At 59.7% G+C, this 14,954-nt stretch carries 15 protein-coding genes; 2 read left to right on the top strand and 13 right to left on the bottom strand.

The features are described 5' to 3' along the window. Nucleotides 1-53: 53 nt before the first annotated feature. Nucleotides 54-791 carry a GntR family transcriptional regulator gene (locus tag ACQK2G_RS03300; RefSeq protein WP_425403596.1) on the bottom strand — a complete coding sequence of 246 codons (738 nt, stop codon included), beginning with the start codon at nucleotides 789-791 and terminating at the stop codon, nucleotides 54-56. Nucleotides 792-1,146: 355 nt separating this feature from the next. Between ACQK2G_RS03300 and ligM the strand changes: the two genes are divergently transcribed. Further along, nucleotides 1,147-2,547 carry a vanillate/3-O-methylgallate O-demethylase gene (gene ligM, locus ACQK2G_RS03295; protein ID WP_425403595.1) on the top strand — a complete coding sequence of 467 codons (1,401 nt, stop codon included), beginning with the start codon at nucleotides 1,147-1,149 and terminating at the stop codon, nucleotides 2,545-2,547. A gap of 87 nt (nucleotides 2,548-2,634) precedes the next feature. On the opposite strand, the gene ACQK2G_RS03290 is transcribed toward ligM, so the two are convergent. The 3 genes from ACQK2G_RS03290 to ACQK2G_RS03280 all read right to left on the bottom strand — a co-directional run bounded on the left by ACQK2G_RS03290 (nucleotide 2,635) and on the right by ACQK2G_RS03280 (nucleotide 6,643). After that, the gene (locus tag ACQK2G_RS03290; RefSeq protein ID WP_425403594.1) at nucleotides 2,635-4,092 is read right to left on the bottom strand and encodes a glutamine synthetase family protein; all 1,458 of its coding nucleotides are present in this window, start codon (nucleotides 4,090-4,092) and stop codon (nucleotides 2,635-2,637) included. Between the two features lie 68 nt (nucleotides 4,093-4,160). Next, nucleotides 4,161-5,495: a Rieske 2Fe-2S domain-containing protein gene (locus ACQK2G_RS03285; protein ID WP_425403593.1), complete on the bottom strand. Its 1,335-nt coding sequence runs from the start codon at nucleotides 5,493-5,495 to the stop codon at nucleotides 4,161-4,163. A gap of 86 nt (nucleotides 5,496-5,581) precedes the next feature. Next, nucleotides 5,582-6,643 (bottom strand): 3-carboxy-cis,cis-muconate cycloisomerase, encoded by a 1,062-nt coding sequence (locus ACQK2G_RS03280; RefSeq protein ID WP_425403592.1) that lies wholly within the window; start codon nucleotides 6,641-6,643, stop codon nucleotides 5,582-5,584. 28 nt (nucleotides 6,644-6,671) lie between these two features. On the opposite strand from ACQK2G_RS03280, the gene ACQK2G_RS03275 reads away from it, so the two are divergent. After that, on the top strand, nucleotides 6,672-6,866 hold the full coding sequence (locus tag ACQK2G_RS03275) for a hypothetical protein (protein WP_425403591.1): 195 nt from the start codon (nucleotides 6,672-6,674) through the stop codon (nucleotides 6,864-6,866). Nucleotides 6,867-6,878: 12 nt separating this feature from the next. Here the strand turns inward: ACQK2G_RS03275 and pcaG are convergent, their stop codons facing one another. From pcaG to soxZ, 9 genes are all read right to left on the bottom strand, one after another. Then, nucleotides 6,879-7,487, bottom strand: a complete 609-nt coding sequence (gene pcaG, locus ACQK2G_RS03270; RefSeq protein ID WP_425403590.1) for a protocatechuate 3,4-dioxygenase subunit alpha — start codon at nucleotides 7,485-7,487, stop codon at nucleotides 6,879-6,881. Nucleotides 7,488-7,490: 3 nt separating this feature from the next. Beyond that, entirely contained in the window at nucleotides 7,491-8,192 is a 702-nt protein-coding gene (gene pcaH, locus ACQK2G_RS03265; protein WP_425403589.1) for a protocatechuate 3,4-dioxygenase subunit beta, read from the bottom strand. 66 nt (nucleotides 8,193-8,258) lie between these two features. Further along, nucleotides 8,259-8,645 carry a 4-carboxymuconolactone decarboxylase gene (pcaC, locus tag ACQK2G_RS03260; protein WP_425403588.1) on the bottom strand — a complete coding sequence of 129 codons (387 nt, stop codon included), beginning with the start codon at nucleotides 8,643-8,645 and terminating at the stop codon, nucleotides 8,259-8,261. Nucleotides 8,646-8,960: 315 nt separating this feature from the next. Beyond that, complete coding sequence (locus ACQK2G_RS03255; RefSeq protein WP_425403587.1) at nucleotides 8,961-9,464, bottom strand: DUF302 domain-containing protein; 504 nt, start codon at nucleotides 9,462-9,464, stop codon at nucleotides 8,961-8,963. Nucleotides 9,465-9,526: 62 nt separating this feature from the next. Further along, nucleotides 9,527-10,585, bottom strand: coding sequence for a c-type cytochrome (locus ACQK2G_RS03250; protein ID WP_425403586.1), 1,059 nt, complete (start codon nucleotides 10,583-10,585; stop codon nucleotides 9,527-9,529). Next, the gene (gene soxC / locus ACQK2G_RS03245) at nucleotides 10,569-11,846 is read right to left on the bottom strand and encodes a sulfite dehydrogenase (RefSeq protein WP_425403585.1); all 1,278 of its coding nucleotides are present in this window, start codon (nucleotides 11,844-11,846) and stop codon (nucleotides 10,569-10,571) included. Before soxC ends, ACQK2G_RS03250 begins: the two co-directional genes overlap by 17 nt. Nucleotides 11,847-11,907: 61 nt before the next feature. Further along, entirely contained in the window at nucleotides 11,908-13,596 is a 1,689-nt protein-coding gene (soxB, locus tag ACQK2G_RS03240) for a thiosulfohydrolase SoxB (RefSeq protein ID WP_425403584.1), read from the bottom strand. Nucleotides 13,597-13,705: 109 nt separating this feature from the next. After that, on the bottom strand, nucleotides 13,706-14,542 hold the full coding sequence (soxA, locus tag ACQK2G_RS03235; RefSeq protein ID WP_425403583.1) for a sulfur oxidation c-type cytochrome SoxA: 837 nt from the start codon (nucleotides 14,540-14,542) through the stop codon (nucleotides 13,706-13,708). A 67-nt stretch (nucleotides 14,543-14,609) separates the two neighbouring features. Beyond that, nucleotides 14,610-14,930 carry a thiosulfate oxidation carrier complex protein SoxZ gene (gene soxZ / locus ACQK2G_RS03230; protein ID WP_425403582.1) on the bottom strand — a complete coding sequence of 107 codons (321 nt, stop codon included), beginning with the start codon at nucleotides 14,928-14,930 and terminating at the stop codon, nucleotides 14,610-14,612. Between the last annotated feature and the right edge of the window lie 24 nt (nucleotides 14,931-14,954).

Here is a 14,954-nt window from a genome sequence, read left to right as displayed (position 1 = left end):
CTGATCTGCCTGCACGCCGTTCCCGATCAGCGGGACCATGCGATTCCCCTCCCTCACACCGCGACCAGGAACATGCCCGGCACGCTGTCCTTCAGGGTTTCGTTTCGTATGACATGGTCCAGATTTCTCTTCGCCAGCCGTGCATGTTCTCTCGCCAGGGCTTCCGCCCGCGCGCCTTCGCGATTGGCGACCGCATCAATGATGGCACGATGATGCTCCTGGCCGACCAACAGCGACGCGCGAAACTCCGGAAAGTCCACCTGCGCCTTCAGAAAGGCACTCGGATCAGCGAAGGGCATGTTCGTTACCCTTTCGATTTCCTCCCGGATGATCTTGCTACCCGAAAGGTTCTTCAGCTGATCGTGAAAAACCGCATTGCATTCATGATAGCGTTCGAAATCCAGGTCCTCGACCGGCGGTGCGACGATGTCGTCCAATTCGGAGAGCGTCCTGAAAACCGCGTCGAGATACCCGTCGGAAACGCCACGCTCGGCGGCCAGCCGGGCCGCGGTGCCTTCCAGCACACCGCGCAGTTCAATCGCATCGATGATGTCCGCCGCGCTGAAACTACGGACCGCATAGCCGCCGGATGGAATAAGTTCGACCATCCCCTCCTGCTCGAGCCGCGCCAAGGCGGCCCTGATCGGCGTCCGGGACAAGCCCAGGCGGTCGGATAGCGCTATTTCGGAAAGGCGTTCCCCCGGTTTGTAGGCGCCGGCATACACAAGGTCACGGACGCCGAGCGCTGCCCGCAAGGTCTGCGACAGTGACTTTTCGGATTGCCTAGCCATCCACCCTGTTCGACGTGGTTTGCGTTACCATTGTCTTTTATTTTTGCTTATCGGCACACTGTATACATTCTGGCGCCGACGCGAAACACTAAAACCTCTCTGAACTACTATATAAGCCATTAATTTCCCGCGAAACATTACAGCTTCTTCCGACCCTCTCATCGGTAAGACAGTACCGCCGAATACAAGAATCCCCTGACAAGCCCTGCTTTTAACCGCCAACGGGGCAATACCGAGATTTTCCGCCTTGCCTTTTCGAATGATTGTATACAATTTTGATCAACAGCGCTTGGACATGTACCAGGCGCACAGAAGAATCCGCCGGGAATACCCGTGCCGAGGGAGGATAACCGAAATGGCTGCTAAGACTCTTCAGGATGTGTTGAACGCCACCGGCGATATTGTCGGGATGCTGCGCAATTCCCAAGTCGGCGCCTATGTCTATCCGGTCGTGCCGCCCGAATTCACCAACTGGCGCGACGAACAGCGCGCCTGGCGTGAAACCGCGGTCCTGTTCGACCAGTCCCACCACATGGCGGAAATCATGGTCGAGGGGTCCGACGCTTTCGACTTTCTGCAAGGTCTGGCGATCAACAGTTTCGCGAATTTCGACGTCAACAAGGCAAAGCAGTTCGTTCCCTGCACCCATGACGGTTATGTCATCGGCGACGTCATCATCTTCCGATTGGCGGAGCAGCAATTCCTATTGGTAGGACGCGCGCCGACGATCAACTGGGTCGAGTTCCATGCCGGCATTTCCGGCAAATCCGTCACCACGGACCGCGACGACCGCTCCCCCTCCCGGCCGGGCGGCAAGCCGGTTGTCCGCAAACGCTATCGCTACCAGGTGCAGGGTCCGAACGCGCCTGAAATTCTGGAACGCGTCAATGGCGGCACTGTGCCGACCATTAAATTCTTCAACATGGGCGAGATCACCATCGCCGGCCGCAAGGTACGCGCCCTGCGCCACGGCATGTCCGGCGTGCCGGGCCTGGAGATCTGGGGTCCTTATGAAGAAGGTGACGAAATCCGTGACGCCCTGTTGGAAGCAGGCAAGGATCTGGGCCTGACCCAGGTAGGTTCCCGCGCCTATGCGACGAACACCCTGGAATCCGGCTGGATCCCTTCCCCTCTGCCCGCGATCTACACAGGCGAAGGCGAGAAAGCCTTCCGGGAATGGCTCCCGGCGGCGAGTTACGAAGCAACCTGCTCCATCGGCGGCAGCTATGTTTCGGACAAGATCGAAGACTACTATCTCACCCCGTGGGATCTGGGATACGGGCCCTTCGTCAAATTCGACCACGACTTCATCGGCCGTGAGGCGCTTGAAGAACTGTCGGACAAACCGCATCGTCGGAAGGTGACCTTCGAGTGGAATGCCGAAGACGTCGGCAAGGTCATGCAGTCCCAGTTCGCGCCCCCGGGCGAGAACTACAAGACCATCGACCTGCCGCTTTCGAACTACGCCTCGTCCTCCTACGACGCGGTAACGATGGGCGGCGAGACAGTCGGCCTGTCCATGTTCAGCGGTTACAGCTTTAACGAACGCGCGATGCTCTCACTCGGCGTGGTCGACTCGAACATCAATACCGGCGATATCCTGACGTTGATTTGGGGCGAACCCGATGGCGGCACGGCGAAGACGACGGTGGAACGCCACAAACAGACGGAAATCCGCGTGAAGGTCTCACCGGTCCCCTACTCCAAGGACGCCCGCGAAAACTATGTGGAAAGCTGGCGGACGCGTAGCGCGTAACCCGACCCTAGCGGTTTGCGCGTTAGCCCCGTCCCGCGGACCAACGCCGCCGGACGGGGCACCCTTACCGCGTCGAGGCAATCTTTGTCAGAAGATCGAAAAGTATTCCCGCTCTTCCCACTCGCTGACAGCCGACTGATAGCGCGCCCATTCAGCCGATTTCAAAATCTTGATGTAATTGACGAAGCTTTCGCCGAGGCATTCCCGATAAAAATTTCCACCGGTGAACGCCTTCAACGCATCGCCCAGGCTGCGAGGAAGGGTGGACGCGTCACTGTCATAGGGTTTCTCGACCGGCGCGGCCGGAGTGAGCTGTTTTTCCAGTCCGTCCAGCCCACTGAGGATTTGGGACGCAAGATACAGATACGGATTTGCCGCCGGCTCGCCGACCCGGTTTTCGACCCGGCTGGCCGGGTTGCCCGGCGCGGCCAGCGCGCGCAGCATGGCGCCGCGATTGTCATGCCCCCATTGGATGCGGTCGGGCGCCATGACGAAGGGCCGGTAGCGCTTGTACCCATTCACCGTCGGCGTGGTCAGGATGCAGCTTTCCTCCGCATGCGCCAGCAGTCCCGCGATCCAATGCCCGCAAAGCGGCGAAATGGTTTCACCCTTATTCGGAATGAACACATTCTCACCGGTCTTCTTGTCGGACAATGATTGATGTAGGTGCCAGCCGCTCGCCATCGCCCCTTCGAAACGCGGGCGGCACATGAAGGTCGCATGCAGCCCCTTGCGGCGGCAAACCTGTTTCGCCATCGATCGGAACAGGATCGCGTTATCCGCCTGCGCTATGCCATTGGCGGGCTGGAGCGTGATCTCACATTGACTGGGTCCGAATTCCACCTCCATCGAACGCATTGGGAGCCCGAGTGCCTGGGCAGCCCGGCGCAGGTCGTCGAAGACGTCCTCCAGCGCATCGTAGGAATCCTCGGACAGGTACCGGAACCCGTGTGTCAGCAACTGCGTGTCCGGAACCGAAGGCGGCATGCCGCCATCGGAATATTCAAGCCGCGAATTGGTTATCCTCAAGACGTGGAATTCCAATTCCAAACCCGCCGTGAATGTATATCCGGCCGCGTCCAAACGACTGACGGCATCCTTCAGGATACCGCGCGTTGAGATCGAAACCGGGGCACCGTCCGAATGATACAGATCGGCCAACATCCAACCCGTATGCGGGGACCAGGGCAGAACCTTGAAGCTGCCGGGGTCGGGAATCATCACGATGTCCTCGGCCCCCGTCATACGGCCCGCACCAAAACCCGCATCCTCGCTCCAAACCGGAAAGACGGTCGCGTTCGACGTATCTTTGAGCAAGAGCGAGGACGGCATGGTGATGCCGTTCCGGAAGGCGGAGTCCAACCCATCGGCAGTGATCGTCTTACCGCGCAAGATGCCGTGCGGATCGACAAAGGAAATCCGCACCACTTCCAGCCCCTCCGCAACGACCCGGGCGTTTACCTCATCAACGGCCTTTTGCGCATCGTCATCCCTGAGCCCATTCGCGTCGGCAAAACTGTAAAAATCAGTCCGGTCGGATGCCATGAAGTCCCCACTCTATCTAATGGAAGCCGGATCCCGGCACTGGATCACTCAAATCGCGGTTTGTTGTTTTACGACGCCGCTTTCAGGGGGTTCGCCTTCCACGGGCTCGCCTGCCGGCGGGCCGCATCGCGATCCAACCAGACATTTTCCCAGTCCTGGTGGGGACCGATGGCGTCCAAGGCGGCCGGCCCGCGGATTTCGGCAGCCTGCTCGGCGGTCACATTCATCGGCAGGCTCTCCGCGTTGTCAGCCAGGTTCTTGATCGCGGCCCTCAACATCCGCCGGTACCGGACGATCGCGGCATCGGATGTTGCCAGATGCTCGTCCGTCCGATCCTGGATCGGCCCCATGCTTTCGCAGGCCCATTGGTCATGCACGTTGATGTCCATCCCCATGCCGGTATAGGTCTTGCTGACCTGCTCCACGGGATCGAAACCGTATTCGTTGCTCTTGTTTCGAACCGGCCGGTAGTCCGGCAGCGTGTGCTCCTTGACGCGCTGGTCCCACATCTTGTCTTTGTCGACCGGCTCCCCGAAACTTGTAAACATCGCATACCAGTAGCAGTTCTCATCATCGATCGGCACATGCCACTGGGTTATCGTCATGTCGTTCGACATCGGAATATGGATCGCGCAGGGGAAAACCTGATTGGTCACGCGGACATGCCGCTGCCCGTCCGGCAGGTCACGCAACGCGATGATGCGCAAGCCGTATTCGGTTTCCTCGACCTTCAATTCCGGCGCCGGGTATTCCCGCAGCAACTGGGTCAAAGGCTTGTTCGTATCCGCTGCCTCGCCCCGGAACTGCTTGCCGTAACTGTCCTTCGTATCCTCGTCTTCCAGAAAACGGTGCAGGAAGGACGCATGGACCGGGTCTATCCCAACCTCCAGCGCCTGCAGCCAGTTGCATTCCCACCATCCCTTGAAGGCGAAGACATGGCTTTCCGGCGCGACGAAACAATCGAAGGCAGGGAATGGCGGCGCCTCACCCGGGCCCATGTAGGTCCAGACGATACCGTTCTTCTCCACCACGGGGTACGACTTGATCTTGATGCGTTCATGCATCGTCGAATCGGCCGGCTCGCCCGGTTGTTCGAGACATTGCCCGTCAGCGTCATAAAGCCAACCGTGGAAGACGCAGCGGATACCGCCGTTCTCAACCCGCCCATAACACATGTCCGCGCCGCGATGCGGGCAATTGCGGGCGACGAGCCCCAGTTCTCCACTCTCCCCATCGCGGAAAAGGGCCAGATCCTCGCCCAGCAGCCGAACCGGAATAACCGGTCGGTCGGCTTCCAACTCCTTGGTCAGGGCCGCCGGCATCCAATACCGGCGCAATACCTCGCCGGCCGGCTGTCCCGGGCCGATCCGGGTAATAAGGTCGTTCTGTTCCTGGCTCATCATGGCGAGGCACTCCCAAGGCAATCCGGGCGGCCGATCCGAGGCCGCGACTGTTCATCCGCAATTGGCCGGCAGTCTAGTGCGAAGGGTCAAGGATCGCCAAGACGCTCGACATCGTTCAACAGTGCTGTGCCAAGGGTGAGCGAGGCGGCCGTGGCAACGACCATTTGCGGAAGGGTCAACCATTCCAGCGACCAGGCCGCGCCGGATCGTTCCTGTTCATGGACAAGGGCTTGATGCATCCCGCCAATCTGCACGGCGTTGAAACGGGCAAGGGTCACCAAGGCTTCCGCTTTGACCGGGTTTCGTTTGTGCGGCATGGCCGACGACCCTCCGCCACCGCCCAGGGTGACCTCGTCCACCCCCTGCTGCACCATCAAACACAGGTCCTGCCCCATCTTACCCAGACTTCCGGTGACCAACGACAGCCAATTGGCATAATCGGCCATTGTATCGCGGGTGGTGTGCCAGCAATCCGGCGCATAGGCCAGCCCCAGTTCAGCAGCCATCTGCCGAGCGATCGCCGGGTGTTTGTCACCCAGGCCCCCGCCGGTTCCAACCGCACCGCCGAACTGTAGGATCAATAGATTGCGGTTGATCTCTTCCAACCGCTGAAGGTGCCGAACAAGCGGCGCCCGCCAGGTGGAAAGACGGTGGCCAACGGTGATCGGCTTGGCGGCTTGCATCCGCGTCCTGCCCATCAACGGCCGGGTTCCGAACCGCCCCTCCAGTTCCTCAAGAACGGAGACGAGGTGGCGCAGGCGGGAAATCAGGATGTCGTTCGCGGCACCCAAGGCTTGCACCAAGGCGGTATCCGACAGGTCCTGGCTGGTCGCGCCGACATGCACCGCGGCGCCCAGCGTTTCCCCGACGACAGCCTTCATCTGCCGCACATAGGACGGACCCGGAACGCCATCCTTTGCGATCCCGTCCGCGATTGCCGTCATGTCCGGATCAAAGCCGGACAGCTTGTCCAGGACCGCTTCCGCCGCCGCTCTCTCGACCACGCCGTGATCGCCAAGCGCCCGTGTCAGGGCCAGCTCGAAACGCAGAAAGCAGGCCGCGGTGCGATCGGCGGTGAACAGTGCGGCAACTTCCTCATCCCCGAAAAGGGCGGACAGCCACGGGTGCTCGAAAGCCGAAACAGTCACGTCACCATCCCCTGTTCCCTTTTCGCCAATGGAACGTCAGGCTCCTTCTTGGGCCCTGCGCGCACTTTCCTTCAGATCGAACACGACGATACACACATTCATCACCGTTAAGCGGAACGCGCTGCGTCCAGCTTTCGACCGCCATGTCATCATCGAAGCGGTCGTTTTCGGTGATCGTGTCGCGCTGCTGTCGGATTGCTGCAATTCGCTTCCCGACCCCTGATCCAACCTGAGCCTATACGTCGAAAAACACGGTTTCCCGGTCACCCTGCATATGAATGTCGAACCGATACACAACCCCAGCGGAGGATTCTTCCCGCGAGGCGATCAGCGTGTCCCGACGGTCGGCCGGCACCGTTTGCAGCACCGGGTCGGCGGCATTCGCCGCTTCCTCATCAGAGAAATAGACCCGGGTATAAGCATGTGACAACAATCCACGCATGAAAATGACCAGATTGATGTGCGGCGCCTCCCCCTCGGCCGGCGCCCCCGGCTTCACCGTGGAAAACGTAAAGCGGTTCTTCTGATCCGTCCGCGTCCCGCAACGGCCGAAGCCGGTAAACGGCGTATTCTTCTGGCGCCCATCCGTCGGATGGGCGTAGCGGCCCTGTGCATCCGCCTGCCATACCTCAACCAGGGCATCGGAAACCGGCACACCCTTGCCGTCGTAAATGACACCGACCAGCTTGATGTGCTCGCCCGGCTCATCTTCGTCCGCGATATCGCGACCGGCGATGCTGGATAATTGCGAAAAACCATACTGCTCCGACGCCAGTCCGTATGAGAAGAAGGGGCCAACCGTCTGGGACGGCGTCTGGTCCAGTTTCTTGGTCTCCGACGTCATCGATCAGTCCTCCATCGGGGTTTGTTTCGGCCCCCGCAGAACAATATTGAACACATACCCCAAAGCGTAGTCGGGTTCGGTCACATCCAGCGAGAATTCCGAAACCAACCGGTCGACGGTCGGGGTTGCCTGGGCGATCGGATCGAAGGCGATCAACGGATCACCCGGGAAATACATCTGTGTGACCAGACGGCTCGCCAGCCCAGCGCCGAATAGGGAAAAGTGTATATGCGCCGGCCGCCAGGCATTGTGATGGTTACCCCAGGGATAGGCACCCGGACGGATCGTCTTGAACCGATAGTTGCCGTCCTGATCGGTAACCGCCCGACCGCCGCCATAGAAATTCGGATCCAGCGGCGCGTCATGCTGATCCATCAGGTCGACATAACGCCCGGCGGCATTCGCCTGCCAGATCTCGACCAGTGCGTTCGGCACCGGACGGCCGAACTCGTCGAGGACCTTGCCGGTAACGATTGTCCTCTCCCCCAACGGTTCGCCGTTCCGACGGCCGTTCATGGTCAGATCGCTGTCCAGCGCGCTTACGGATTCCTGGCCATAGACCGGGCCGGTCACCTCGGACAGTGTTTGTTTTATCGGAATCAGAGGCTTGGTCGGCCCCCGGAGGGTCGTGGATTTATATCCTTCGTCGAGATATTTGGGCTGGCTGTCCCAATCCCGTTCGCTGAATTCGGAGAAGTCGCTCATCTCTTTCCTCCTGTTGCGCCCGGCCTTCGAAATCGGACCGTCAGGGCGTCATGAAACCCGGACCGCCTATTCATCCATTTCGGCCAGAACGGCCTTGGCAATCTTGATGGCGGAATTGGCCGCCGGCACCCCGGCATAGACGGCAACATGCATCAAGGCCTCGCGGATATCTTCCGCCGTCGCGCCGGTATTTGCCGTCGCGCGGATATGCATGGCCAATTCTTCGTCATGGCCAAGCGCCGCCAGGAGCGCGATGGTCACGATGCTGCGCTCCCGGAACGTGAACTGGTCCCGCGACCAGACCGATCCCCAAGCGCCTTGCGTGATAAATTCCTGAAAAGGTTTATCGAATGGCGTTGAGTTGGCTGCCGCCCTGTCGACATGAGCATCGCCGAGGACCCGCCGGCGCGTCTTTTCGCCCTGCGCGATACGCGCGTCGTCCGATTCCGCCATGAGACCTCTTCCCCCAAATCAACCGTGATTACGCCCGTGGATACCGTTCACGCCCGACATTTGCGGCGCCTGAACGATGCGGGAACATGCTTTCTTCTTGCCGCGCATGATATCCGCCACGCGGGGAGTTTCCAGCCAAACAAAATGTTTTTATCACCAACAATATAGAAATTGTTAGTTTCCGGCCGGGATATGCGGCTTCACGCCACACAAAAGGCGATCATTTCCGAATATTCGGATGGTGTGAAATTACTGCCTGTGCTCACGCGCGGTAACTAAATACCCACGCTGTCTTATCGCCAGGCATGGGCGGTTTCAGTTACCCGTCGCTCCCCGCGCAATATCATCCAAAAGGGCTTCGACCTTCTTCATCGGACCGTCCGGCATGATCTGATATCCCACCTGGACTTCGCCGCCCGCGTTCTCCGTCACGAATACCTTGTAGGGGCAATGCGCGATGTTGGCCGGGTCCGCCTCCATAACTTCACGGGAAAGAACCGCCGAACAGAACAAATAGATATCCGCGTTCTCGAAGACATCCTTCGAACCGCCAACGTCATCCTTCGTCCGTTTCAGCATTTCGCCGACATGACTGACATAGTCGATCACCAAGCCGCGGTCGACGATCGCGGATTCCACGTCGAAGGCGGCATCCGCGAATTGCCCCTCGTACTCATAGAATTTCAGGTTCTCCGCCGCCGCCGGACCGACTGAGATCACCGTCGACAGGAAAAGAAGAACCGGTGCCAATTTCGAGAATCGGCACCGGTGAAGAGTAGAGGAAATTCTTCCGGGCACATTCAGCCAACTGTCAGACATAGCGCTTCTCCACTGTTAGAGGGTGCGTGTTGCCTGAAGCCGACAAGTCCCGGCCGTCACGGTCAGTTCGTCGGCGTCAGACTTTTCAAATATTCTATCACGGCGGCCCGTTCGCCGTCCTTCTTCAAACCGGCGAAGGACATCTTCGTGCCCTTGACCAACCCTTTCGGCTTGGTCAGGAACTGATCGAGCGTTGCGGCATCCCAGGTCAGACCCGCGGATTTCAGGGCCTTCGAATACTTCTTGAACCCCTCGACTTCCGCCGCTGCCTGGCCATAGACCGCATGCAGACTTGGGCCGACTTTCTGTTTGCCTTCCTCGACACTGTGGCAGGAGCGACACTTTTTCTTGAAAACGCCTTCGCCTTCGTCGACCAGACCGGCATCAAGCGCCGGGGCCGCGGCAGCGACCTGCTCTTCCTGGGCCGCCGGCTCTTCCGCCGCGGCGGATTCTTCCGTCTCGGATGCGTCCTCTTCCGGGACACCCGCATCTTCCGGGGTCACGTCGATGATACGCGCCCGGGCGGTAATCTCGACGTTTTCCTTGCAGTTCGTCATGCAGGGCTCGGCCTGCGCCACGGACGGCGTGTCGGGACGATCGTCGGCGATGAAGTTTTCTTCGTTCGGCAGGCGGACTTCCGTGAAGTTCTCCTTACTCAGAACAAATTCGTCATCGACCAGATCGTTCATGTACAACAGATAAGCGACGATTGCGTAAACTTCGTCGGCGCTGAGGCTGCGGGCATTGCCAAACGGCATTGCTCTTTCAATGTAATCATAGGCGGTCGACAGGTAGGGCCAGTAGGACCCGATCGTCTTGACCGGGTTCTGGGACTTCAACGTGCCCTGACCACCGGCCAGAACGGGCCAACGGTCAACGCCCTCGGCGAAGTCGCCATGGCACACCGCGCACTGGTCGGCGAAGACCGCTTCGCCGTCGAGAACGCTGCCCGACCCTTCCGGCAGACCCTGTCCGTCGGGCCGGACGTCAGTGTTCCAAGCCTCGACTTCTTCAGGCAGGGCTTCGCGTCCGAGCCCGTGCGGGCCGGCGGCATGGGCGGCGGTTCCGCAAAGTGCGCCCGCGACGGCAAGGCCAAGCAGAATATTACGATACTTCAACATTCTCAGCCTCTCCGTTCTCACGCACATGCCAGGTCTGAATACCATTGTTGTGATAAATCGAGTTCGTCCCACGCACCTGGCGCAGTTCGTTCTTCGTCGGCTGGACATAGCCGGTATCGTCGATCGCCCGCGACTGGATCAGCAGCGGTTTGCCGTCCCATTCGAAAGGCAGATAGAAGCGGGTCAGGCATTTCGGCAGAACCGGCCCCTGAATATCGGCGGAAACCCAGTTCTTGCCGCCGTCGAGTGTGACATCCACCCGCTTGATCGCGCCGCGTCCGGACCAAGCAAGGCCGGACAGGACATTCGCGCCCTTGTAGCGCAAAGGTGCCTGCGGGCTGGGATTGGTCACCACGGATTTCGCGTCCATGACCCAGGTGAAACGGCGTGCTTTGCCGTCCGCCAGCAGGTCGGTGTATTTCGAGGTTTCTTCGCGCGTATGCCAGGGCTGGTCGCCGACTTCGATCCGACGCAGCCATTTCACCCACATATTGCCTTCCCAGCCCGGAACGACGAGACGCAGGGGATAGCCCTGTTCCGGACGCAGCGCTTCGCCGTTCATGGAGAAGGCAAGCATGCAGTCGTCCAGCGCCTTCTCGATCGGCACCGATCGGTTCATGCCGCTGGAATCGGCACCTTCCGGCATCAGCCATTTCGCGTTCGTCTTCAACCCGGCCTCTTCCAGGACCGTCTTCAGCAGAACGCCGGAATACTGCACACAATGGACCATGCCATGCGTGAACTGGCAGCCGTTGAGCTGCGCCCCGCGCCATTCCATGCCGGAGTTTGCCGCGCATTCGAGGAAGAAGATCCGGTTGACGCGCGGGAAGCGCTTCAGGTCGTCCATCGTGAAAACGAGTTCACGATCGACAAGTCCGTTGATCATCAGGCGGTGCTGTTCCGGCGGGATTTCCGCGATGCCGCCGTGATGACGCTCGAAACACAGGCCGTTCGGCGTGATGATGCCGTCCAATTCGTGCAAAGGCGTGAAATTGACCGAGGATTCCCGCGATGCGGTCAGCCATTCGACGTCCCGACGCACCACGTGCTTTTCGAATTGGGACGGCATGCCATAGGGCCGCGCGGCAACGCCGTCGCCCAGGGCCTGGTTCCATTCCTGCTTTTCCATGATGGCCGGATCGGGCGTGCCGGCCCGCGCCGCTACGGAGGTCGCCGCAACACCGCCCAGCGCCGCCAGACCGCCTTTCAGGAATCGGCGCCGCCCATTGGCGGATGAGGGTTCCATAGGGTCTTTCTTCATAGTCTACTCCAAGTCCTGTCTGATCGCGCGAGGATCACACCCTTGTCCTGCAAGGGCGAAATCACATGCCGACGATCTTCACGCTGTCATTCGGTTTAACGGCGACCGTACCGCTCTTTTCGATGTAATCGCTGACCACATCGTAGATCGGCGGGCCTTCTGTGCCTTCGTTGACGCTGGCCCAACCGGCCACGACATAGGATTGCGCCGGATCGATCGGGGTGCCGTCCGACAGCAAGGTCATGTCCGTAATCCGGGACCCGATCGCCTTCGATGGATCGATCCGATAGCCGAGGCCGCCGACACGAACCATGTCGCCGCCCTGCTGATAATACGGATCCGGGTTGAACAGATTGTCCGCGACATCCTCCAGGATGTCCTTGATCATTTGACCGGTCATCTCGCTGCGATAGGCATTGGGATAGGTGATCGCCGTCATGTTGTAGACGTCGTCGACCGTGATGTCCTGCCCGGGCAACAGGGTTGCGCCCCACCGGAAACCCGGGGAGAGCGCGATCTGCGCGTCGCGCTCGCTGAGCAGCGCGTCACAGATCAGGTCATCGAAGGTGCCGTTGAAATTGCCGCGACGATACAGAAGGCTTTCGGTCTTGCCGAGGACGCGGTTTACATCGGCCTCGTAAGGCGCACGAACCTCCTTGATGACCGCGGCCATTTCAGGGTCTGAGGCGATGGCGTCCGAAAGAACCGGGATCAAGCGATACCGGAAATCCTTTACCTCACCACCCTGAACGTCGAGGTCGAGGCGGGAGAGGAATTTGCCGTGGCTGCCGGAGGCTATCAGCAGGGTCTTGCCCACCTTGATCGCTTCGGGCACGGCATCGTGCGTATGACCGGTCAGGACAACATCCAGGCCGGTCACGTTTGAGGCCAGCTTGCGGTCGACATCGAAACCGTTATGCGACAATAAGACGACCAGCTGCGCGCCCTCGGCCCGCGCCTCGTCGATGCGTTCCTGCAGCTCCTTTTCGCGAATGCCGAAACTCCAGGACGGGATCATGTAGCGCGGGTTTGCGATCGGCGTATACGGGAAGGCTTGACCGATCACCGCGACCTTGACGCCGCCGCGCTCGAAATAGGAAGTCGACTCGAAAACCGGCTCTTCCCAATCCGTGTCCCGGACGTTCGAGGCCAGGAACGGGAAGTCCATCTTCTCGATCAGTTCCTGGACCCGATCCGTTCCATAGGTGAATTCCCAATGGGCTGTCATCGCGTCGGTCTTCAACGCGTTCATGACCTTGACCATGTCCTCGCCCTGGGTCTGCAGCGAGGTGTAGCTGCCCTGCCAGGTGTCGCCACCGTCCAGGAAAAGGGTCTGTGTCGGGCGTTCGGCGCGGATCGCGTTGACCAGGGTGGCCATCCGGTCCATGCCGCCGATACGGCCGTATTCCTTTGCCAGCGACACGAAATCCGTGCTGGCCATGGCATAGGCCTGGTACGAACCGGGTTTCAGGTCAAAGGTGGAAAGAAAGTCCTGGCCGGTGATATGCGGCGGCAGGCCGGAGACCTCGCCGACACCGAGATTGACCGACGGTTCCCGGAAATAGACCGGCACCAATTGCGCGTGAATATCCGTAACATGCAGCAGGGTCACATTGCCGACCGGATCAAAGGCCAACAGATCGTCCTGCGTGATGGACTGTTTTGCAGCGGCGGACCCGAGCAAACTCGTCCCACCCAACAGCGCGCCTGCGGCGGCGCTTACTTGCAGGAATTCACGGCGAGAAAACATTCCTATCCCTTTCGTTGGCCTTGCGAAGCCACCGCCTCAAACTCGGTAAAAATCGGGTGGATCCACCCCCACCCCGCCGATCGGCGGGATGGGAGCAGCGGTCCAAACACTAGTTACGCAGCGCGGGGCTCTCGACCGGCAGACCGACACCGCGATAGGCCAGATAGACTTCCAAGGCGAGGAACTCGTCCGAACCACGCTTGTAAGGTTCTGCGCGAATATTCTTCATGCAGCCGGAAAAGCGGCGGTGAAGGGTGCCCATGCCCTGCCATTTCAAACGGTAGGTCGGGAAGCCGTTCGTCTGGCCCTGGCTGAGGAAGTCGGAACGGACATATTCACCGTAGTGATCCTCATGACAGTTGGAACAGGCCAGGTCGAGCTGACCATAGGGCGTGTAGTAGATTTCCTTGCCCTTTTCCTTCCAGGCCTCCATGTCGCCTTCGCTGAAGTCGACATTGACCGGCTCGCCACGGGACTGCGTCTTCACGAACGCCGTCATGCCGACCATCTGAGACGATTCGTACTTCCAGGCTTCCGCCCCCATACGCTCCGTGCGGCACTGGTTGATACGCAACTCGACATTAATCGGCTTTTCCGTTTTGGGCTCCCAAACCGGATAGCGCGCACCCACGGTTTTCATGCTCTCAGAGGCTTCACCATGGCAATCGGCGCAGGCCTTGCCGGCAGTGCCTTCGGCCTTGCTCCAGAGCTCTTCGCCCTGATCGACCCAAAGAAATGCCGGGTTCTCGAAATCGTCGTCCTGAAGCGCTTGGGTTTCGGCATTGCGAAACTCGTAGCCGGAGATGATTTCGGTCAAAGGATGGCCTTCCGGCGCCGGATAGGATTTCCGTTCCTGCGCCATGGCCGGCTGAGCCGCCAAGCCGCCTAAAATCACGGCTGCGGCGGTCCAGCGACCTACTGTTTCAAGTCCGATATCTTTAATCATTATTTCCTCCCGGTCGCGCATCTTATTTTTGTTGAGCGCTTCGTGCCGGCAGCGTGAGGCTTCAGCCTTACGCCACCTTGATCTTCTTCTTCGTGCTGAAGACGGAACCTTCGTCGTCTTTCCAGACGAATTCGAACTCACCCGCCTCCGGAACCCGCGCGGAGAACTGAAGATAGGGATTGGCGGAAATCGCCGGTTCCATATCGACAGAGAACACGCGCTCGCCGTTGAACTTGCATTCGAAGGAGTTGATGATCATCCGCGGAATGGGATTGCCTTGCTTGTCTTTACGCTGACCAGATTCCATCTTGTGGGTAATCAATGTCTTGATCGTAATGACTTCGCCGGCAGCGGCGGATTTCGGGATTTTTACTCGGGGTTTGGACATTCTTTATCTCCTAGATCGGGCGCG

The organism is Hwanghaeella sp. (assembly GCF_965227365.1).
GTDB lineage: Bacteria > Pseudomonadota > Alphaproteobacteria > UBA8366 > Aestuariispiraceae > Hwanghaeella.
This window is presented reverse-complemented; position numbering and strand designations above follow the sequence as displayed.